Raw genomic sequence first — 22325 nt, 5'->3', positions numbered from 1 at the left:
TAATCAAATAGCGAATTGAATATTTTTCAGTCGATCAGAAAATCAGTACTTTATTAGCCAATATTCAAAAGATCCCCTAATAACCTTAATCTCTCTAAATAATGAGCAAATCAAATTTTTCCCGAAGGAAATTCCTAAGTGCCTCCTTATTAAGTACCGTTGGCTTTTCAGCTATTCCAAATCTAAGTTTTGGAAAAAATACGGTCGCAGCCGATACCTCTAAAATTCGCCTAGGATTCATAGGAGTAGGGAGGCAGGCGATGGGATTGCTTAGCAACATGATGAAGAACCCAATTGTGGACGTAGTGGCAGGTGCGGACGTCTATGAGATAAAATTGGAAAGATTTAAAGAACGTGTAGCAAAGCTTTATAAGGAGGAGAAAAGAGAGGCTCCAGCAATGAAAGTTTATGGGGATTACAAAGAATTGCTAGCAAATCCTGATGTCGATGCGGTAGTGATCGCTTCGCCAGATCATTGGCATGCAATGATGGCAATAGATGCCTGTCATGCCGGAAAAGACATTTATCTGGAAAAGCCGCTAACCTTCACCATTCATGAGGGGCAAGAGTTAGTTAAAGCTGTGCGCTCCAATGGGATCGTACTTGCTGTAGGAAGCATGCAGCGATCTGGGGCTAATTTTCAACACGCAGCCAGAATGGTCCAAAAAGGAATGCTTGGAAATATCAAACAAGTTCTGGTTAATGTAGGTACTCCGCCTCATCCCAAGCCTTACGATTTGCCACTTCAACCCGTTCTTGCAGGTTTAGATTGGAATTCCTGGGTTGGGCCTATTCCAGCTATTCACTACAATGAAGAATTAAATCCTCCAATTAGCCTGAACCCAGAGCAAAATGAAAAAGTATGGGGAGCATGGCGATGGTACCAAGAAACAGGTGGCGGGCTGATGACTGACTGGGGAGCACATATGATAGATATCGCACAGTGGGGACTTGGAATGGATAGAAATGGTCCAGTTGAAGTAATCCCTAGTACTGGTTATGCTCCTCTGAAATACATTTATTCAAATGGAGTCCCTATGGTTATTGAGCCTTTTGATGAAGGAAGGCAAGGAGTGAAGTTTATTGGAGAAAAGGGCTGGATTAAGGTTTCTAGGGGTACTTACGACACGAATGTTTTAGCCTGCGAGCGCAAATTCGAGAAAGAGGAGTTTGGATTCGGGGATCATCACATAGATTTTATTGATTGTGTAGTTAAGCGAAAAGATCCTGTAGTGCCTGTTGAAATCGGTCATAGCTCGTGTACAGCTTGCACTATCGGAAATATTGCGCATCAATTAGGACGACCACTTAAATGGGATCCAACAGCACAAGTATTTGTAGATGACTGGGAAGCCAATTCCAAGCTTCATTATACTTACCAGCATGGCTATTCACTTGGTTAAAGCGTATTAATTGAGGTTGTTGTATAGTTCAGGTAGTTGATTTTTAAGATTATACAGTTAGATTGTATAAAATCCTAATTTTCGCCCCATGCTTCCAATCCATCAGCTTTCGCTTTCTCTATATTCAAGTTCCAGATTATTAATTCAGTTCATTCAAAGCGGTTTGAGTGAACTGAATTTGACCTATCCACAATTTCTTGTGCTATCAGTTTTGTGGGAAGAAGATGGATTGAAGGTCAATGAAATAGGGAAGCGCTTATACCTTGATTCGGGGACGTTGACGCCACTATTGAAAAAACTGGAGGCAATGAATTATGTGAGGAGGCAGAGAGGGGAGGCGGATGAACGAACAGTTCATGTGGAATTGACTTATCCTGGAAAATCACTTCAAGTTAAAGCCCATGAAATAATTGAGCCTTTAAATGAACAAATGACAGAATCTTCAGATTTAAAATTGTCTGAGCTAAACCATTCTATTTCTCACTTGTTAGATAGTATTGAAAAACTAAAAAGATCTAACTAAATGAAGAAGTTGAATATTGATTATACCGCGGTAGCTATAAATACTGGAGGTAGAAAAGGCCATGTGAAAACGGATGATGGGCTTTTGGATTTTGATGTGGCTATGCCTAAAGAAATAGGAGGTGAAGGAGGAAAAACAAATCCAGAACAATTTTTTGCTGCAGGCTATGCCGCTTGTTTCGGTGGTGCATTAGGTGCTGTGGCAGGTAAAACTAGCCTGCGGGATTCAGAGATTACCGCCAAAGTTCATCTGGGAAATTATGGTCCGGGTGATTTCGGTTTGGCTGTGGATATTTTTGTAAAAATACCGCATGCTGATTCTTTGGAAGCAGCCCAAAAACTAGTTGAGGCAGCGCATGAAGTTTGTCCTTACTCCAAAGCAACTAAAGGGAATATAGAAGTAAACGTGAAGGCTATCTCTTAGATTTCGCTCTTAAAATCTACAGTCTAGCTACTCGCCTAGACTGTAGATATGTTTATCTGATGGATTGTGGTTGAGTTATTTTTATGATCCCTTTTTTAAAATTGGTACGGTCTTGAAGAGCCAATATCCCACTTTTTGCATTTTCTAATCCATATATATCTACCTCGTGTCCAGTGATTTTTCCTTCCAAAATCCAGTGAAAAAGGGTTTCCATATTTTGCCTATTCTGTGAAGCTTCTACTTTTGAGAAATTCCCCCAGAATACACCAACAATAGAACATCCTTTGAGTAAAGGTAGATTCATGGGGATTTTAGGAATATCTCCATTGGCAAATCCTACAATCAGGTACCGGCCTTTCCATGCGATTCCTCGCAAAGCGGGATCAGTGTACTTCCCTCCAACAGGGTCTAAAATCACATCAACTCCCTTTCCATTTGTTAATTCCTTAATTCTGGATTTCAGATCTTCCGTTTCGTAATTGATCGTTTCATCAGCACCTTTACATCTGCAGTATTCAAGTTTTTCATCCGAAGATGCACAGGCAATGACTTTTGCTCCCATGGCTTTTCCCAATTCAACTGCAGCAATTCCGATTGCTCCGGAAGCTCCTAGCACAAGTAAGGTTTCTCCATCCTGAAGATTTGCCCGATCTTTCAACCCATGATAAGCTGTGCTTAAGGAATAAAGAGATCCAGCAGCTATTTCTGAGGAAATTCCATCAGGAAGTACAAAAATTCGATCAGTATCCACAGCTATTTTCTCCGCAAATCCACCCCAGCGACAAAGTGCCAATACGCGATCTCCAATCTTCAGATTGCTAACATTATCGCCTAATTCGATGATTTTACCCACTACTTCTCCACCAGGAGAAAAAGGAAGCTCTGGCTTAAATTGATACTTGTTTTGGATGATCAGCAAATCAGGATAGCTCACACCACATACTTCTACTTGGATCAAAACTTGATTTTCCTTCGGTCTAGGATCAGGTAATTCTCCAATTTTTAAGTTTTCAGGTAGGCCAAACTCTTCGCAAATAACTGCTTTCATTTCGATGTAATTTTTTTACGATAAAAATCTTTAAGGTATGTTTTCTATGATTCTATTTGGCTAAACTTTTTCGCCACTAATCAGCTTCGCTGGTTCTTGCTACCTTCCTGCCTGACAATTACATCTTTAAAATAGGCATTTCAGGCTGAAAAGGATAATTTTGAAGCTTTACTAAATAATCCCCAGATATATGGCAGTTAATGATTTTATCCGAGACAACAAAGATCGATTTCTTAATGAATTGTTGGATTTGCTCCGCATTCCATCGGTAAGTGCTGATCCTAAATTTAAAGATGATGTTTTTGCTGCGGCTAATTTTGTGAAGGAAAGCTTGGAAAAAGCAGGAGCTGATGTAGTGGAAATCTGCCAGACGAAAGGTTATCCAATTGTTTACGGAGAGAAAATCATTGACCCTGCTTTGCAAACGGTTTTGGTATATGGACATTACGATGTGCAGCCAGCTGATCCGTATGAGCTTTGGGATTCACCTCCTTTTGAGCCAGTGATTAAAAAGACGAAGATTCATCCCGAAGGAGCAATTTTCGCTCGTGGATCTGCGGATGACAAAGGTCAATTTTACATGTATGTGAAAGCTTTTGAAGCGATGATGGCTTCAGGGGATTTGCCTTGCAATGTAAAATTTATGATCGAAGGAGAAGAGGAAGTTGGGTCTGACAACTTGGATAAATTCGTCATCGAAAATAAAGAAAAGCTGAAAGCAGATGTAATCCTGATTTCTGATACGCATATGATTTCCATGCAAGATCCTTCCATCACGGTTGGTCTTCGCGGCATGGCTTACATGGAAGTGGAAGTAACTGGATCCAACCGAGACCTTCACTCAGGTACATACGGAGGAGCTGTTGCCAACCCGATTAATGTACTTTGTGATATGATTGCTTCCATGCAGGATGAGAATAAGCATATTACCATTCCTGGGTTCTACGATAAGGTGCAAGAGCTGACGGCTGCGCAAAGAGCACGCTTGAACGAGGCTCCATTTGATCTAAATGAGTATAAAGAGAAATTAGACATTGATGATGTGCATGGGGAAGAAGGCTATACGACTATTGAGCGTGTTGGTATTCGTCCTACGCTAGATGTCAACGGTATCTGGGGTGGATATATTGGAGAAGGAGCCAAAACCGTTTTGCCGTCAAAAGCACATGCGAAAATATCTATGCGTCTCGTACCTGATCAGGACTGGAGAGAAATTGCTGAGTTATTTGAAAATCACTTCAAATCCATCGCTCCTAAATCAGTAAAAGTAAAAGTGAAAGCTCATCATGGCGGTTCACCTGCGGTAGTTTCCGATTCATCTGTTGGTTACAAAGCAGCAGAAGCTGCAATGGAAGAGACTTTTGGGAAAAGACCTATTCCGACTCGCGAAGGTGGATCTATTCCTATCGTTGCGTTGTTCCAAAAGGAATTAGGTTCTGATCCAATTCTGTTTGGTTTTGGCCTTGATACAGATGCATTGCATTCACCTAATGAGCACTACGGTGTAAAAAATTACTTTATTGGTATAGAAACCATCGCGGCATTCTTCCGTCAATTTAGAAAACTAAGCGACCACTAATAATTGGCTTAATGCTTTATCTTGTAGTTCAATAATTCTCTTATCTCAATTTCCTTGTCCATCAGGCTGGAAGACCGAAGACGGATGACCGAAGTCTCGAATTCGCTAGAGTTAGCCATATTAGAAGACGAGTTTGTTCTGGTAGTAAAATAAATGAGGTTACTCAAAAAAAGTAAATTGCTAATCAATCATTCTTTCATGACTAAAACCAAAGGAAAATCAGGAAAACTACTCCTGCTTGTACTGCTTTTCTTCAGTTTCTACGCTCAAGCACAGATTATTGCTCCGCCAAAATGGACGATTTCAATCGAGCCAAAAAGTCTGGTTCAAGGTGAAGAGGCTAAGTTGGTATTCGAAGCACAAATTCCAATTGGTTGGTATATCTATGCCAATGATTTTGATCCGGATCTAGGTCCGATTTTGGCAACTTTGGAGTTGGATAATTCTGAAGAATATACTTTGACAGGTGGTTTTAAAGCCATTGATTCCAAGACAAAATATGAAGATATCTGGGAAGGTGATGTAAAGTATTTTATAGGTAAAGGGAGGTTTGAGCAATTATTTATCCCTAAAACTACCTCAGGAAAGATTACCGGAACGCTGGCATATCAAATGTGTTCTGATGTCTCAGGTAAGTGTGTTAATTATGATCTTGATATAGAGACTGAATTCGAGGCTAGTGAGCCTGCTATTACCTCAACTCCTTCAGAAAGTACTGTTCTAGCAATAGATTCAGTTTCTTCTTCTGATTCTGAGACAGAGGATGCTCCTTTTGGTATCCAGGAAAATCAGGTGGATGAGCCAGTTGCTACTTCTTCTGAACCCATTGAAATTGTTGCAGTTCAGGAGAGTGAATCTCTTTGGGGATTTATGGTTTTAGCTTTCTTGGCTGGCTTGGCCGCTTTGCTTACTCCCTGTGTATTTCCAATGATACCGATGACTGTAAGTTTCTTTACTGGCCGTGCTGGAAGCAAAGCAACAGGAATACGAAATGCCATCATTTATGGCTTGTCGATTATTGCTATTTATACAATTGCTGGAACTGCCGTAGCTGCAATTCAAGGTCCGGAATTTGCCAATTGGCTCGCAACACATTGGCTTCCGAATCTTTTTTTCTTCGGGATTTTCATCTTTTTCGCCTTGGCTTTTCTGGGGATGTTTGAGATTACCTTGCCTTCTGGCTTTGTAAATAAAGTAGATGAAAAGGCTGAAAAAGGTGGTTTGACAGGGATTTTCTTTATGGCTTTCACTTTGGTGTTGGTGTCATTTTCCTGCACAGGCCCTATCGTTGGATCTATTTTGATCTCTTCGGCTGGTGGAGAATTGATTAAACCGATTCTGGGGATGTTTGCATTCTCCCTAGCCTTTGCAATTCCATTTACGCTGTTTGCTATTTTCCCTGAATGGATGAATCGCTTGCCGAAGTCCGGTGGTTGGCTGAATTCTGTGAAAGTGGTTTTGGGATTTTTAGAACTGGCTTTAGCTTTCAAATTCCTTTCTATTGCAGATCTGGTATATCACTGGGGGATTCTTGACCGGGATATTTTCCTGATTATTTGGATTGTGATTTTCTCTGGATTGGGACTTTATCTTTTGGGTAAAATTCGCCTTCCACACGATTCACCAATGGATGCCATAGGGGTGCCAAGACTACTTTTGGCTTTGTTCACCTTTATGTTTGTGCTCTACATGATTCCAGGTCTTTTTGGAGCGCCGCTGAAATACCTAAGCGGTTACCTTCCTCCTATGTCCACCCAGCAGTTTAAATTGACCGGTGGGCAAAGTATGGTTGAGGATGGAGAGAATATCCTGGGTGAACCAGTAAAATATGCAGATATCCCACTGGAAATACCTCTCGGCATTCAGGGGTATTTTGACTATGAGCAAGCAATGAGAGCTGCAAAAAAGGCAAATAAGCCACTTCTCATTGACTTCACTGGGCATGGATGTGTGAACTGCCGAAAAATGGAGGAAAACGTCTGGGTAGATCCGCAGGTTTTGAAGAGGCTGAAAGAGGATTTCGTCATGGTGGCACTTTATATCGATGAACGATTGGAGCTTCCTGAAAGTGATTGGTACACTTCAGAATATGACGGAAAAGTCAAAAAAACTTTGGGCAAGCAAAACGCAGATTTCCAGATTACCCGCTTTCAAAACAATGCGCAGCCTTACTATGTCATCCTAGATCATAGTGAAAATCTCCTCGCTCAGCCTAAGGGGTATGAAACCGATATTCAGGAATTTGTTGAGTTTTTAGATGGGGCGAAAGAGAGATTTAAGCAAGCGAATTAATCTTGCTTCATTTTATAAGTCAGCAATCTAGGATTCACAATCAGCTGTACCCAACCCCAGTTATTGGTGTTTTCTGAACTAGTTCCGCCTTTCACAGCACTCATACTTTCCGTGGCAAATAGCTGAGAGTAACCCACATTCATTTTCACATATTTTCCAAGGCTGTTGCCATAGACTAAGTCAAGCTCTGTTCCCAGGTTTTGTGATAAATCGTCTGCCATTTCACCGTTGGCAAAAAACACGTGGGCATTCAGACCCAAAGTGGATTTCTCGCCGGTTGGTAAGGCTACTTTGCCATAGAAATCGTTTAGTCCTACGTTATTGGCATGATTTCCCACGTAGAAATAATCCATGTAACCATTGAATTTATGGTTGGTACCATATAATGGGAAAAAGGATTTATTCTTTTCTTCGCCAGCTTGATCTGTTCCACTCAATGACTCAAAGCCCCCAATTAAAGTCACTTTTCCAGCTTTATATTTTGCTTCAACCATGTACTGGTAGGCACTCAGATCTGTGGAGGCATTTGCCATTCCGGTCTGCAAATGAGCTGAACCCGTAATAGTGAGAGCAGAAAGCGGGAAGGTAAAGTAAGTGCCTGTAGTCTGGCGGTAATAAAGTCCGTCTGTCTGCGAAATAGGATCGCTGCTGTACTTCTGAAAACCATTATTCATAAAGAGAAAGCTAATCGATCCCTTGTCCCACGACTTAGTTAGGTGAGCCATTTGCATGGTTTTGTAGGAGAAAAACCCAGTAATGGTGTAGTCACTACCTATAGTTTTTTGATTCTCCGGGATTCGTAGGCAAAAGCTAAATCCAGCTTCTGAACCTGAATCTTCTAGAATACTGAATCATTGCCGCATCGTGAAATCTTCCCTGCATCGCCCAATCCACTTCACCAAGAATCCGCTGATCATCATACGATATGACTTGACGGCCTAATTTGAGTGCCCAGTTTGTAGTAAAAGAATAGCTAAGCCAAGCCTGAAAAAGGCCAAAAGAGTCATTACCATCTGAAGCACTTAATTGTTGCGTGTCTCCCCAAGTACTGACATCCTGCAAACTGAAGTAGAGGCTTAACTTATCGTCATTAAAGCCCAAATTCAGCCTTGACCGCTGCGTTACAAATGCTGCAGGTTTTCCATTATCTGGGAATAGGCTGCCAAAGCCGTGTCTATATTCAAACCGAGGACGTATGTCCGCGTCTAATGTGAATTCCTGAGCAAATACAATTTGATGGTATGCGAAGAAGGCAAGTATTAGCGTAAAAATCTTTTTCATGGTTCGAGTGTTAGTGGTTAAATCTCGAACCAAATATAAGTATAAATACTTATTAAATTCTAAATAAAATACGTATAAATACTAAGTATTTTATTTTCTTTTATTTCTTCTCGAATCAGTATTCATTATACGACTGAAAACTGATCCCTGCCCACTATTCAACCTGCTTTTCAAAAGTCTTTTTCACAAACTTAGATTTAGGAGCTTCGCAAAGAGAGCAAAGGTAGGTTTCAGGTAAATCCTCAAATGCAGTCAATGGAGCTATATTCTGAACCAAATCTCCGTATGCTGGATCATAAACTGTGAGGCAATCCGAGCATTGATAAGCTTCAGTTTTTATAGTCTCCTTTGGAGTAGCCAATTTTTTGGAACCCTCTGGCTTTTTTCCCAACTGCTCGAAGTACATCTTACTTAGCTCGATCAAAAGTCCCGGCAATTCTACCTTATCCACTTCTTGTACGTAGACGATGTATTGCTGTGAGTTTGGGTCAAAGTTTTTTGCATAAAGAAGATTGTACGTATTTCGGATTTTGATGCCTTCCAATCCTGCCGGAGCTGAGTTTTCTCTATGATGATGGACGTGAAATAATATGCCTTTCTGGTGTAATCAGTGATTCCAAAAGTAAGTCCGTAAGTACTGATGTCGCGCTTGTCAAAGTTGTCAACAAGATATTCTTTGAGTTTCAGCGCAGATTTATTATTGACTGGGAGATGCCAATTCAGTTCCAGCATGGAGTGACGCACATTGATTCCGTAACGGCCCAGCAGTCTTTCCCATTCGATTTTTGTGTTTTCAGGAATTCCCTTAATGATAATGGATTTCCAGGGCGTGATGGAGATTTTTCCGATTCGGCTGTCCGCACAGAGGTCACAGAGCACCTTCAAAAAGTCTATGTAGTACTTATTATTTCTCCAATACAATCCCAGCCAATAGCGATCGTCTCCCACACGATTGATGCCTTCGTAGTAGGGAAACGGGTAAAAGGGAACTTCAAGTGGAGTGTCCACTGTACGGTTATTGGAATCCACAGCGTCATTCACCAACTCAAATAGAAACCCCACATCGGCTGGTTCCTCCTTCAAAATCTCTTCAATTGCCGCAGCTACTTTTGCAATATCCCAACTGTAAATAAGCGCTGGATACATCATTGTCTCTTCCCATTCTGGCAGACGGACGTACAGATACCAGTAATCCTCGTGTGCAGAAGCTATGAAATTCAAATGCCCCGTGAAAAGTGGTACAAGGCGCTGTTTGGGGTCTGTAATGTTGATTTTTAGGTTTGGCTGTACTCTGAATTGTTCCAAAATATACAGATAGCGATCCCCAGTCAGCCAAGGGGTGTTAGGAAAAATGTCTGATGAAACGTAAGAAGAAACAATATTTTCCACCCCCAATTCCTCCGGAGACACCAATTGAAATTTATCCTGAGAATCAATTTCCAGCGTATCATCATCTTTGATAAAGAGAATATCTTGACGAGAGCCCAATGAAATAGTGTCCAAACCGGCACTTTCTGCCAGTTCCAAAATCTGCTTTAATTCTGCGGGTGAAAGTACTCCGCCTCTTACGACTACTCTAGAATAATTTTGTGTCATCTGCTTACAAGTTACTTTCAAAGGATTTACTTAGGGTGATGGTTGATTTCACGCCAGTACTTTTGATTGATGGAGAATCTCTCTAACTTCTGTTTTACAACTTCCGCAACCCAAACCAGCTCCTGTTTGCTGACAAAGTGTAGTGAAGTCTATGCATCCACCTGCTATAGCTTCCTGGATATTTCCTTCGCCAACACGGCTACAGCTACATACTAATTTGCCGATCACAGGTCTGGTCTCCGATGATCCCATGAGCAGTGATTTCCTTTTTTCAGAAAGCTCAATTTTGTTTTCGATAAGGGATTTGAACTCAGCAAATTCATTTTTATCCCCCATCAGCACAGCGCCAATTAGCAAGTCATCTTTGACGATACACTTCTTGTAATAGCGACGACTGATATCGGTGAAAATGATTTCCTCGTAGCTATCATCATTTTCAGGTATGATGATATCCCCAATACTGCACAGTTCCAGATCCTTAAATTTTAGAATGTTCATCAGCACAGATCCGCTGTAAATGCTACTCACATCACCAGCGATATAATTTGCCAAAACCATAGCTTGCTCCTCAGCAGCAGAAGTGATTCCGAAGAGTTGATTTTGGAATTCTGCGATCTCGCCTATGGCAAAAATGTTAGGATAATTGGTCTGTAAGTGCTGATTGACCTTGATGCCACGACCACATAAAATCCCGTTATCCCGGGCAATTTTGATATTCGGCTGAGTGCCAATGGCGTAAACTACTGCATTGGCGTAAATGATTTTTCCGCTTTTCAGCGTGATGGAAAGCGACTTGTGTTCTTCATCATCGAAAACTGTGCTCACTTCGTTGTCGAAATACACGTGAATTCCACGCTCCTGCACATCCAATGAAAGCAGCTTGCTGGAAACCTCATCCAGTTGTCGTTCCATGAGTCTGGAAGCGCGCTGCACGATGGTCACTTTCACACGGTTGTGCTGTAAGGCCGCAGCAAGTTCTAGTCCCAACAAGCCACCGCCTATGATGACCACATGCTGATTTTCAGGAGGCAACTTGGTCGAGTCTAAGTAATCTTTGAATCGATCCGCATCAATTTTACTTCGCATAGTGAATCTACCAGGCAGGTCTAGCTGAGCATCTTTCGGTATAAAAGCTCTACTTCCTGTAGCTAGGATCAACTTGTCGAAAGGATATTCTTGCCCATTATCGTCAACCACCACCTGCTTTTCTGGATCGATCTTTTCTATGGAAAGGCCAGTATGAAGAGAGATTTTAAGCTTCTGAAGCTCATATTCCTTTATCTTCTGAAGTTGCTCCCAAGTCAATTCTTCTGTCACATATTCCGGCAAAAGCACCCGGTTGTAAAAGGGATGGGGCTCCTTAGAAAATACATGAATCTGATCGGAATCATTATGCTCTCGGTAATTTTGGATAAAGCGGAAAGCGGCGGCTCCAGCACCCACAACCACTATTTTCTCTTTTTCTTTTTTGTATTTGGATACTGATACCGTCGTAAATTTAAAATCCGGTTCCTTGGATTGAGGATCGACTACAGTTTTGGTCAGGTTATTCGCACGGTTTAGATCCGATTGCAATTGCTTCCCCCAGTGCATCGGTAAGAAGACCACGCCTTCTCGAATGCTTTTGGAAAGCTTTGCCTTTACTCTCACTACGCCATTCTTGCTTTTCACCTCTACCACATCTCCGTCTTTCACCTTGTCCAAATAGGCATCGATTGGATTGATTTCCAGTACTGGACTTGGGTAATGTGTGCGAAGTCGGGATACTTTTCCCGTCTTGGTCATGGTGTGCCACTGATCACGAACACGTCCAGTCGTAAGAATCAATGGAAATTCCTTGCTGGTTTTTTCTGAAGTATTGGCGATCTGAGCAGGGATATTGAAGATCGCTTTTTGAGTCGGTGTATAGAATTTATTGTCTGAAAATAGTCGCGCGGTTCCTGTGTGTCTGTATTCTGGAACAGGCCATTGGAAGGAGCCTTCACTTTTCAGTCTATCGTAATTCAGAAAGGAAATATCGATGTTCGTACCTTTGGTCATGGCACAATATTCCTCGTAGATCTCCTCCGTATTGTTGTAATTAAAGCCTCGGAAACCCATTCTACGGGCAAAATCGCAAAGTATCTCTATGTCAGGTCTAGCTTCTCCCGGAGGATTGATTCCTTTGTTCAGGTAAGAAATCCTTCGCTCGGAATTCGTCATCGTGCCTTCTTTCTCCAGCCATCCTGCTGCAGGCAGAACCAAATCTGCGTATTCAACCGTGTCTGCTTTGTGTGAAATATCCTGTACGACTACGAACTTTGCTTTTTTCATCGCCTTTTCGATCTTCTTAGAGTTTGGCAAACTCACCATAGGATTGGTACAGATGATCCATACGGCTTTCATTTCCCCACTTTCCAAAGCATCAAACATCTCAGTGGCAGATAATCCAGGTTCTGGAGAAATCTCATTTACGCCCCAAAAATTCGCGACTTCCTGTCGGTGTACAGGATTATTCAAGTCCTTGTGAACAGCCAGTAAACTCGCCATTCCACCCACTTCACGCCCTCCCATGGCATTTGGCTGACCTGTGAGAGAAAAGGGCCCATTTCCAGGCTTCCCAATTCTGCCAGTTACCAGCGAAAGATTGAGCAGGGAAAAGTTCTTATCTGTACCGATGGCGCTTTGGTTCAGGCCCATTGCCCACATGCTGATAAATCCCTTTGATTCTCCGATGATCTCAGCTACTTTTTTAATGTCGTCAACAGAAATTCCGCAGAGTTTTGAAGCTTCTTTCAAGGAAGTTGACATCACTTGCTTGCGGTACTTCAGGTAGTTTTCTGTATGTTTTTCTATGAATTCTTTATCTGCCAGTCCGATGTCGATGATTCTACGGCCGATGGCATTGTATAAAATAATGTCCGTACCGGGAATGATCTGTAGGTGAATATCTGCGAAAGTAGCAGAATCAGTCTTGCGTGGATCTACCACGATAATCTTCACATTCGGATTTTTCTCCTTATGCTTTTCCAATCTGCGAAAGAGGATGGGATGACACCAGGCAGGATTTGCGCCAGTGATCAAAAATGCATCTGCCAACTCTATGTCTTCATACGAAATAGGAACTGAGTCTTCTCCAAATGTTTTCTTGTAAGCAACTACCGCCGAGCTCATGCACAAGCGACTGTTGGTATCGATGTTATTTGTGCCCAGAAAGCCTTTTGTAAGCTTATTTGCGATGTAATACTCTTCAGTAAGGCATTGTCCTGAAATGTAAAAGCCTACACTGTTCGGTCCGTATTTCTGAATCAAAGATTTGAATACACCAGCAGCTCTGTCGAGTCCTTGGTCCCAGCTCACCCGCTCCCGAGGATGAGATCTACTCCAACGCATCTCAGGATAGAGAATTCTATCCGAAGTATCGTTTACCACGTAGTGCAGATTACGGCCCTTGGAGCAAAGCATGCCCTGGTTCACAGGATGATTCTGATCACCTTCGACCTGAACTTTGTTTTGAGAGTCCACCTCAGCAACTATTCCGCAGCCAACGCCGCAGTAAGAACAAGTGGTTTTGATTTTTTTATCTGGGATCACTACTCAGGTGTTAGAATTTGAATTTGGAAAATATGGATATCTGTAATGATGTCAGGTATTTCATTTTCTTAGCTTAAAGGACGGAAGATCGAAGTGGCCTTAAATCTGGCGGTTAGCTTATTTTAGTATGATTTAATCTCGTTGATAATTGAAATGCGATATACATATGATTTATTATAATTATAAGCGTCTATGGTAGCCTGCTAGTAAAGAACTTAAACACCAGTGAGGGAGGCAAACATTAACATTGAAGTTGCTTCGGTCATCGGTCATCGGTCTGGCCTTTATCAACAAAATAGCTCATCCGCAAGACAAATGGTCAACTGCAGAAGAGCTATTTTGGGAGTGATGCTACAAGTTAATTATCAATTCTCACTAATTCAGGTTGCAATTTGCTTAATTCTACCTCTGCTACTTTTTCATCCTCTGTGCTGAATCGAATGGCTAAAGCAACCATTCCTGATACCACGATCAATCCTCCTATTACCAAGTATCCTGCTGATACAGCACTTGCTGCTGCGGCAGATTGAGCGGCTGCGGCTGCCTCAGCTCCTAATGCCTCGCTTGCAATTAGAGCAGTTTTCTCAGCGACTGCAGATTTAGAGCTCAGGAAAAGTGCCGCTACAAAAGCTCCAAAATTCCCGCCTGCTCCTACGATTCCAGAGATAGAACCGATTGCTTTCCTATTCACAAATGGGACAACTGAGAATGTGGCCCCCTCCGCCATTTGTACAGCTAGGCTAAATGCAATTAACAAAGCAAATCCTATGAAAAGTCCTGTGGCCAGAGAGAACAAACTAAGCATTAATCCCTCTACAATTAAAATTGCTGCCAAAAACCAAACTCTTCCTTTCAATCCTCTCAATTTTCCAAATTTGTCGCCAAAGTATCCTCCAAGCGTACGTGCAAAAATGTTCATCAGCGCGAAGGAAAGTACGATATTACCCGCAGTGATTCGCTCCAGTTGGAAGGTGTTCTGCAGGTAATCGTCCATGGTTCCATATACGGTTAGTTCTATACCAAAACATGCTGCGTATACAACGAATAGCAACCATACACGGTAGTCTTTAATGGCTTCGCCAAATCCTACTTTGTCCTTTTTGGTGGTAGGAACTTTCATTCCTCGTGCTTCCAATTCTTTGAAATTACCTTCAGGAGTGTCTTTTGTGAAGAAATAGTAAACTAAGCCCATGGAAAAGCAAACAATTCCTGCAATCACCATGGCATATCTCCAAGCATCTTCCTGAGCGACTCCGGCGCCTATCACTATAGCTGCGATAATTGGCATTCCAAGTCTATTTGCTCCGCCTCCAAGATTTCCCCAGCCTGCAGAAGTTGCATTGGCGGTTCCCACCACATTGGAAGCAAACATTAGAGATGTGTGGACTTGTGTTATTACGAATGATGCGCCGATGAATCCAGTCAAAAGTCTACAAATCATAAACTGCATCGGTGTCGTTACCAGTCCGCTCAAAACAACAGGAATGGATCCCAAAATCAAAAGCCAAGTGTAGCAAAGTCTTGGACCGTATTTGTCACAAAGTTTCCCGATGAGAAGTCTGGCGAAAACTGTTCCCGCTACTGCTAATACTGTCGCGTTCCATTTTTGGGCAGGAGTAAGGCCAAGATCCTTGACCACGTCAGGCATGAAAGGCACTATACCGAACCATGCGAAAAAGCAGATGAAAAACGCGATTGATGTAATCCAGAATGTACGGATAGGCACGGTTTTGAAATCAAGAAGATTTAAACGTGTCGCTTTGTGTGTAAGTAGATGTTCCATAATACTTATATTTAACTATGTTAAAAGTAAGTATAAATACGTAATTAATAAAAATAATACGTAATTAATTTAGAATAAAAATAAAAAATCCACTTAGAATTGCTCTGAGTGGATTGCTGACTAAGTATAAAATTGAATATTTTTTTCTGGATTCCTTTTTTAACCGCGAAGGACACGGAGTTTTTCGCAGAGAGCGCAGTATTAATTTATTTTTCTTATCCCACCAAACAAAGGCTTTATAGTTCTGAGACTGCGACTGATCACTAATCTCTATAGTTTCCATCCCGACTTAATAAGTACTGCTAGATCAAATTCAATTCTCTGGATTTGGTAGTGAGCTCTACCAGATTCTTCACGTTCATTTTCTTCATCAGGTTAAAGCGGTGAACTTCAGCAGTTCTCTTGCTGATCTCCAGCGCATCGGCGATTTCATTATTTCCTTTTCCTTCCAGAATGAGTTCTAAGATCTGCTTTTCTCTGTTTGTCAGATTAGCCAATTCTTCCGGAAGCTCATCGGACTTGGAAGATGCTTTGGGTTTTCCATTGACGAAATTGTTGATAATATATGCCGACACATCTCCAGCAAAAAATTTCCCGCCATTGGAAATCGTGTGTAAAGCCTTTAAGAACTCACTTTTGGAGGATCCTTTCAGCAAGTACCCATCTGCTCCAGCCTGAATAGCCTCTACTACATACTCTTCCGAATCGTGCATAGATAGGACAAGCTTTTTGATATTCGGAAAGGATTTGGTCATTTCCTTTACTACTTCGAGTCCATTCATTTTTGGCATGCGAATGTCCACAATAAGTAAATCAGGATGTTGCCCCGCGATCACTTTCAGCGCTTCGACACCGTCGGAAGCCTCGTCAATAACTTGGAATTCTTGTTCACTTTCAAGGAGTGACTTGATTCCATCCCGTACCAATTCGTGGTCATCCGCTAAAACTATCTTTATTGGGTTCATATGCGCTTAAGTAAATACGTAGTAAAGTAACAGAATTTACGTATAATAATCTAGAAAATCTAAGTCAAAGGAAGGTTGAGCGTCACTTTGGTTCCTTCGTTTGGAGAAGAATTGATGAATAATCTTCCGTTGATGTATTTCACCCGCTCCCGCATAAAAGTCAGTCCCATTCCGCCTTCTTCGTCAGGTTTGGATTTCAGCTTTGACTTGTCGAAGCCTTTTCCATTATCATCCACGATGATGCTCAGGATATTTTGACTATGCGAAACGGTCACGATGATGTGAGAGGACTCTGCATATTTAATAGCGTTGTTAATTGCCTCTTGCGTAATTCGATACAAATTAATTTCTATCAAGGAATCTAACCGCTGGGAGAATTCAGATTTGTTGAAAAGTACAATCTCTTTTCCGGTGAGCTTTGAGAGCTCCTGAGTCAATTCCGTCAGGGCAGGGACAATTCCGTAATCCTTTAATTCAGGAGGGGTAAGATTGAAAGTAGCAGTTCTTACCCCTTTGATGATATTCGAAGTCAGCTCTTTGAGCTTAATGATTTTCGCCTCGGCTTTCTCAGGATCGGTGGGGTCCACACTTTCCAGTAAGTATTTCAGTCCAGTGAGCATCTGACCGATACCATCGTGAATATCTTTTGCAATACGATTTTGCTCATTTTCCTGATTCTCGATGATTTGTCGGGAAATCACCTTTTGTTGATGCATTTTTTCCTCGAAACTCTCCTTTGTGAGTTGCTCTACCTGATGCATAAACTCCTTTCGTTTGGTGATATCCAGGCAAATCAAAATCAGTTCGGATTTGTCCTCAGCAGAATTGAAAGGAATCATGGAGACGTCAAGCCAGATATCTTCGCCAGTTTGTGAAGTGGTTTTTAACTCTCCTTCCCAACCTGCTTTTTTGTTTTCGGCGATGATGCGATCTATCGTGAGCTGCTCATTTTCGAGAGGGGAAAGCAAGTCTGAAATCTTCGCATTGATGTTGAATTTTTGTGCTTTGTACAATCTGCTGAAGCGCTCACCTATATGGGTGATGTAACCTTCAGGAGTAATCCTTGCGAAAAGCAGAATCTGATCCATAGCTTTGCTCAAAGCCTGTAATTCCCGTACAGATTTTTCCTTGGATTGACTGAGAATATCCGCGTTTTTGGCCATTTGAATAGCTTTTTCCTCGGCATCCATCAGCTCGTGAATACTGGCTTTCATGGCTTTTGCCGAAGGCCAAAAAATGATTAAAAACTCACCAACTAAGACCAGTAAGGTGAAAAGTGTGATGAGCAATTCTACTTGCTGAAGGTTGGAGACTTTCTCCTTTGCTTCGTGGTCGTATTGATTCACGATCTCATCCATTTTCACCAAAAAGCTTGTTGCATTACTCTCTATGCTTTTCAGCTGCTCTTCCATGGCTATTGAGTCTGGTGCATCAGCAGATTTGAGAAAAATGAAATTTTGTGTAGCCTCAGTGACTTGTTTGAAATAAGGATTAATCTCCTCAAACATTTTCGTGACCTCAGGACTATTTTCCACGCTGAAATCCTGGGATTCATCCCCGAGTTGCAGGATTTGATGGGCGATTTCCCAGCGAGTCATGGTGTGTTGGATCGAATCGGCGAGTGGCCCAATAGCTTCAGGAGACGTGGCTGTAGAAAGCAAAAGCACTTCCTTGTTCAGCTTTTGGCTGAGCATACGCTGCCGACCAGCCACATTGACCAGTCGGCTGTCATTTTCCTGATCATTCAGATGTTTTCTGATGAGAATCTGGCTCGCGATCAGGGAGATGGCTATAGCTCCCAAGGCAATGATGTAAAGTCTCCGTAGACGATTAAAAGTATCTTGATCCAGGGATCGCGGTGTACCAGTCATTTGATTAGGTAATGGCTTCTTTGACTAATTCTAAACTTGAGGGTGGAAGAGGTAATTGTAATGCTGCCCGGTGCCCTTTTTCAGACATTTTTGCCCAGGTTTTCTGAAGTATGTCGATGACCTTTTCGTTTTCATGTTTTGCAGCAAATTCTTCAAAATAATATTCCAGAAAGACTAGGCAGATGACATCTTCCATAGTCTGGGTGTCAGGATCTGTTTTCAGTTGCTTCTTTCTGATGAGGAACTTTACTCGTTCTATGGTTTCTTCATCATAACCAGCTTCCTGAAGGATCTTCGCAGCCATGTCAGCATGCATCTTTTTCAGCTCTTCCCTCCACTTGAGATATCCTACTCTATCCATTGGATAGTCTGATCTTGGAATCTTCCATCTTCCGATGTGCTGTGCCCTGACGGCTAGCTGCATAGCTTCTGATGATTCAGGATCAAACTGATCCAATTTTTCGGTCATACGGATGGAGTATAACAGCTCTTTTGCAATCTCTTTTCCCGCTACTACTTCTTTGATTGGGTCTTCCGCATTGACCTGATCGATCAATGTGATTGCTTTCTGGAATTTGTTCATGTGTCAATTGGATTAATCTGCGAATCCAATATATACATTTCCCTCCTGAATCCTGACCGGATAAGTTGCAATACTATATTCTTCTCCGTTGAGATTGCTCCCATTTTCCAGCGAAAAGGTCTTCTTGTGAAGCGGACAGGCCACTTTGGGGATTCCTTGTGAATCGCCCGTCATGCCTCGGCTTAAGACCATTTCCATCTTGTGGGGGCAAAGGTTTTGGCAGGCATACCAAGAGTTGGTTCTCGTAAAATGGTAAACGGCAACCTGTTTGGATTTGTATTTCACACAGGCACCGGCATTTGCTGGGAAGTCATCTGTCTGACCTACTTTGATCCAATGAATAGCATGTTCCTCTGCTACGGATTGATAATTTTTTAATAATTCTTCCATGATCTTATTCGTATAGGATTACCAAGGTCTAGGCATTTTTTGATCTCTCATCGGAACGAATACCAAACTGTCGTCGGTCTCATCAGAGTTGACAAAAGGCTTAAATCGCTTCATCATTTGTGGATCTTCGATGGCTTCTTTCCATTCGCAGGCATATCGCTGCACCAGTTCCTCCATTTCTGCTTCCAGTTCCTCGCCGATTCCGAGGCTATCTTCTACCACTACTTTTTTCAAATAGTCAATTCCACCTTCCAGTTTTTCCAGCCAAGGAGCTGTCCGCTGAAGGGGAGCAGCAGTTCTGATGTAATAGACTAGGAATCTATCTAAGTATTTGATGCATGTTTCGTCATCCAGTTTTTCTGCCAAAAGGATTGCGTGCTTCGGTGTAGCTCCGCCGTTTCCACAGACGAAGAGGTTCCATCCGCCTTCCACTGCGATTACGCCAAAGTCCTTTCCTCTTGCCTCGGCGCATTCACGGATACATCCGGATACGCCACCTTTAAGCTTATGCGGGGAACGAAGACCTTTGTAGCGCTCTTCGATTCGGATCGCAAAGCTTACGCTGTCATGCAAACCGTATCTGCACCAAGTCGAGCCAACACAGCTTTTGACTGTCCTAAGTGATTTGCCGTAGGCGTGACCGCTTTCGAAGCCAGCATCGATGAGTTTTTTCCAAATCATCGGCAACTCGTGAAGCTGGGCACCAAAAAGATCAATACGCTGACCTCCTGTTGATTTTGGTGTAGAGATCGTATTTCTTTGCGACTTGCCCCAAAACCATCAGTTTCTCTGGAGTAATCTCTCCGCCCGGTACTCGAGGCACTACTGAGTATGTGCCGTTTCTCTGAATATTTGCCAAAAATCTGTCGTTCGAATCCTGAATAGGTGCCTGGCGATTGGCTGTTTCCATGTAGATACTGGCGAAAATGGAAGCCAAAACAGGTTTGCAGGTCTCACAACCATGGCCTTTGCCATGTCGATCCAGTGCTTCGTCAAAATCCATAATGCTTTGAAGCTTCACTAAATCGTACATTTCCTGACGGCTGTATTCGAAGTGCTCACAAATGGTTTCCTTCACTTCCTGCCCCATGGACTTTAAAGTCTCTTTCACCAAGTCGGTCACCATTGGTTTGCAGCCGCCGCAAGAGCTCGAGGCTTTGGTGCTCTTTACCACATCTGAGAATGAACAGCAGGAGCCGCTCGTGATGGAATCACAGATGGTTCCTTTACTTACTGCTTCACACGAGCAGATTTGTGCTGTATCCGGTAGATCGAGTACTGAACCCAAAGCACTTTTGCTCTCTCCATCTCTGGAACCCAAGATCAAATCTTCCGGATTCTCAGGAAGCTTCATGGCATTGATGTAAAGCTGAAACAGGGTGTTGTAATCGGAGGAATCTCCAACCATGATGCCTCCAAGGAGCTTCGAACCATCTTTGGCTATATTGATTCTTTTGTAAACTCCTCGTTGCTTGTTTTCATAGACAATCGCAGTGACTTCATCATTTTCGATAAAAGGATCACCAAAAGAAGCCACTTCTGTACCTACCAGTTTCAGCTGGGTGGACATATCTATGGAAGGACTCATGAGTTTATCTCCTCCGGTGATTTGCTCCACCGCCACTCCAGCCATTTCATAGCCTGGAGCAACTAATCCGTAGATGCCATTATTATAAAGTGCCACTTCTCCGATAGCATAGATAGCCGGATCTGAGGTTTCCATTTTATTGTTTACATCTACTCCGCCCCGCTCGCCAGTTTTCAAGCCACATTTCACCGCCAATTCATCTCGCGGGCGAATTCCAGCGGAAATAATCAGCATGTCTGTTTGAAGTGAGGTTTCGTCCGTAAAATTGATTTTTTCGATACCTTCCTCCCCAATGATTTCCTGGGAGTTTTTGCCAAGATGAATTTTCATCCCAAGGCTCTCAATCTTTCTCTGAAGCATATCACTGGCAGCTTTGTCCAGTTGACGAGGCATCAAGCGGGGAGCAAATTCGACTACGTCTGTCTGCATGCCTAGTTCTTTTGCTGCATTTGCAGCTTCGAGACCTAGCAAACCGCCGCCAAGGACGGAAGCCTTGAACTTACCATCATTCTTCATTTTCTGCGCGTAATCCTTGATCGCGTCAAGATCTTCGATGGTTCTGTAGATAAATACGCCTGGCTTGTCTACTCCTTTGATGTTTGGAACGAAGCAGGAAGAACCGGTTGTGCTAAAACCAGGTAGTCATATTCGAAATAATCATGCTTATGGGTAAACACACGCTTAGATTCATTTTTGATATCAGTGATCATTTCACCTGTTCGAAGTGTGATACCGTTTTCAGCATACCATTCGCGAGTAGCCAAAAGCAGCTTATCCGCAGAGTCTAGAGAGAAGTATTCACTCAGATGGACACGATCGTATGCCGGTCTGGATTCCTCGCCGAACACGGTAATCTCAAACTCATCGCGAAGTGGGTGAGTAGCTAGTTTTTCGCAAACTCATACCCTACCATTCCATTTCCTATGACAATAACTTTCTTCATGGCTACGTAATTTAGAGCTCAAATATAAGTATAAATACGTAATTCAAAAGAAAATATAAAATAAATACTTACTTATAATAAGTATTTAAATAAGGCCTTGAAAAGCATATATCTGCCTCTATTTAAGTTTAGATCATGTTTTATTTGTTCAGAATTATCCCGATACGTATTTTTTTCTCTTACAAAGAGGCGATAAATACGTAAGTGGTTTCTTTAGAAAAGTGGGGTGTGATGTAAATTCAGGCAGTATTGAATAAAGGGCGTTCCAATTATTTCTTTTATCTCGCTCTTTCAGAGCTTTTTGATTTATATTAATTAAAAATTCCCAGCCCTCCAGGCTGGGCTATAATATTTGAGGCTTTCAGCCCTATGCGTATTAATTAATTATTCCGATAATCTGATAGAACCTGATTGGATAATCATATTAAATTACTGCATCGTTTCCTCTGCGAAACCTCTGCGCTCACTGCGGTTAAAAAAGATT

At 42.2% G+C, this 22325-nt stretch carries 16 protein-coding genes and 1 pseudogene; 5 read left to right on the top strand and 12 right to left on the bottom strand.

What is annotated here, in order from left to right:
• Positions 1–101 precede the first annotated feature (101 nt).
• From AC0L6R_RS14710 to AC0L6R_RS14700, 3 genes are all read left to right on the top strand, one after another.
• The gene (locus AC0L6R_RS14710; protein WP_473271884.1) at positions 102–1403 is read left to right on the top strand and encodes a Gfo/Idh/MocA family protein; all 1302 of its coding nucleotides are present in this window, start codon (positions 102–104) and stop codon (positions 1401–1403) included.
• Between the two features lie 88 nt (positions 1404–1491).
• Entirely contained in the window at positions 1492–1926 is a 435-nt protein-coding gene (locus tag AC0L6R_RS14705) for a MarR family winged helix-turn-helix transcriptional regulator (RefSeq protein ID WP_473271883.1), read from the top strand.
• The gene (locus AC0L6R_RS14700; RefSeq protein WP_473271882.1) at positions 1927–2349 is read left to right on the top strand and encodes an organic hydroperoxide resistance protein; all 423 of its coding nucleotides are present in this window, start codon (positions 1927–1929) and stop codon (positions 2347–2349) included.
• A 52-nt stretch (positions 2350–2401) separates the two neighbouring features.
• On the opposite strand, the gene AC0L6R_RS14695 is transcribed toward AC0L6R_RS14700, so the two are convergent.
• A complete protein-coding gene (locus tag AC0L6R_RS14695) occupies positions 2402–3397 on the bottom strand; it encodes an NADPH:quinone oxidoreductase family protein (RefSeq protein WP_473271881.1) in 996 nt (331 codons plus the stop codon).
• Positions 3398–3587: 190 nt separating this feature from the next.
• Between AC0L6R_RS14695 and AC0L6R_RS14690 the strand changes: the two genes are divergently transcribed.
• Together AC0L6R_RS14690 and AC0L6R_RS14685 are read left to right on the top strand one after the other, a co-directional pair.
• Complete coding sequence (locus AC0L6R_RS14690; protein WP_473271880.1) at positions 3588–4976, top strand: dipeptidase; 1389 nt, start codon at positions 3588–3590, stop codon at positions 4974–4976.
• Positions 4977–5174: 198 nt separating this feature from the next.
• Positions 5175–7268 carry a protein-disulfide reductase DsbD family protein gene (locus AC0L6R_RS14685; protein WP_473271879.1) on the top strand — a complete coding sequence of 698 codons (2094 nt, stop codon included), beginning with the start codon at positions 5175–5177 and terminating at the stop codon, positions 7266–7268.
• On the opposite strand, the gene AC0L6R_RS14680 is transcribed toward AC0L6R_RS14685, so the two are convergent.
• The 11 genes and pseudogenes from AC0L6R_RS14680 to nirB all read right to left on the bottom strand — a co-directional run bounded on the left by AC0L6R_RS14680 (position 7265) and on the right by nirB (position 21841).
• Entirely contained in the window at positions 7265–7993 is a 729-nt protein-coding gene (locus tag AC0L6R_RS14680) for a hypothetical protein (protein WP_473271878.1), read from the bottom strand. The genes AC0L6R_RS14685 and AC0L6R_RS14680 overlap by 4 nt on opposite strands.
• An 85-nt stretch (positions 7994–8078) precedes the next feature.
• A complete protein-coding gene (locus AC0L6R_RS14675; RefSeq protein WP_473271877.1) occupies positions 8079–8549 on the bottom strand; it encodes an alginate export family protein in 471 nt (156 codons plus the stop codon).
• Positions 8550–8703: 154 nt separating this feature from the next.
• Positions 8704–9000: a rubredoxin gene (locus AC0L6R_RS14670; protein ID WP_473271876.1), complete on the bottom strand. Its 297-nt coding sequence runs from the start codon at positions 8998–9000 to the stop codon at positions 8704–8706.
• On the bottom strand, positions 8988–10145 hold the full coding sequence (locus tag AC0L6R_RS14665) for a rubredoxin (protein WP_473271875.1): 1158 nt from the start codon (positions 10143–10145) through the stop codon (positions 8988–8990). The genes AC0L6R_RS14670 and AC0L6R_RS14665 overlap by 13 nt, the downstream gene beginning before the upstream one ends.
• A 48-nt stretch (positions 10146–10193) precedes the next feature.
• A complete protein-coding gene (locus AC0L6R_RS14660) occupies positions 10194–13715 on the bottom strand; it encodes a molybdopterin-dependent oxidoreductase (RefSeq protein ID WP_473271993.1) in 3522 nt (1173 codons plus the stop codon).
• A gap of 361 nt (positions 13716–14076) precedes the next feature.
• Positions 14077–15501 (bottom strand): MFS transporter, encoded by a 1425-nt coding sequence (locus AC0L6R_RS14655; protein ID WP_473271874.1) that lies wholly within the window; start codon positions 15499–15501, stop codon positions 14077–14079.
• A 302-nt stretch (positions 15502–15803) separates the two neighbouring features.
• Positions 15804–16466, bottom strand: coding sequence for a response regulator (locus AC0L6R_RS14650; RefSeq protein ID WP_473271873.1), 663 nt, complete (start codon positions 16464–16466; stop codon positions 15804–15806).
• 59 nt (positions 16467–16525) lie between these two features.
• Complete coding sequence (locus tag AC0L6R_RS14645; protein ID WP_473271872.1) at positions 16526–18337, bottom strand: sensor histidine kinase; 1812 nt, start codon at positions 18335–18337, stop codon at positions 16526–16528.
• A gap of 4 nt (positions 18338–18341) precedes the next feature.
• Complete coding sequence (locus tag AC0L6R_RS14640) at positions 18342–18920, bottom strand: DUF4202 domain-containing protein (protein WP_473271871.1); 579 nt, start codon at positions 18918–18920, stop codon at positions 18342–18344.
• Between the two features lie 12 nt (positions 18921–18932).
• A complete protein-coding gene (gene nirD / locus AC0L6R_RS14635; RefSeq protein ID WP_473271870.1) occupies positions 18933–19310 on the bottom strand; it encodes a nitrite reductase small subunit NirD in 378 nt (125 codons plus the stop codon).
• 18 nt (positions 19311–19328) lie between these two features.
• Positions 19329–21841, bottom strand: a pseudogene (gene nirB, locus AC0L6R_RS14630) (nitrite reductase large subunit NirB).
• Positions 21842–22325 lie beyond the last annotated feature (484 nt).

The organism is Algoriphagus sp. 10J20-15 (genome assembly GCF_055809615.1).
This window is presented reverse-complemented; position numbering and strand designations above follow the sequence as displayed.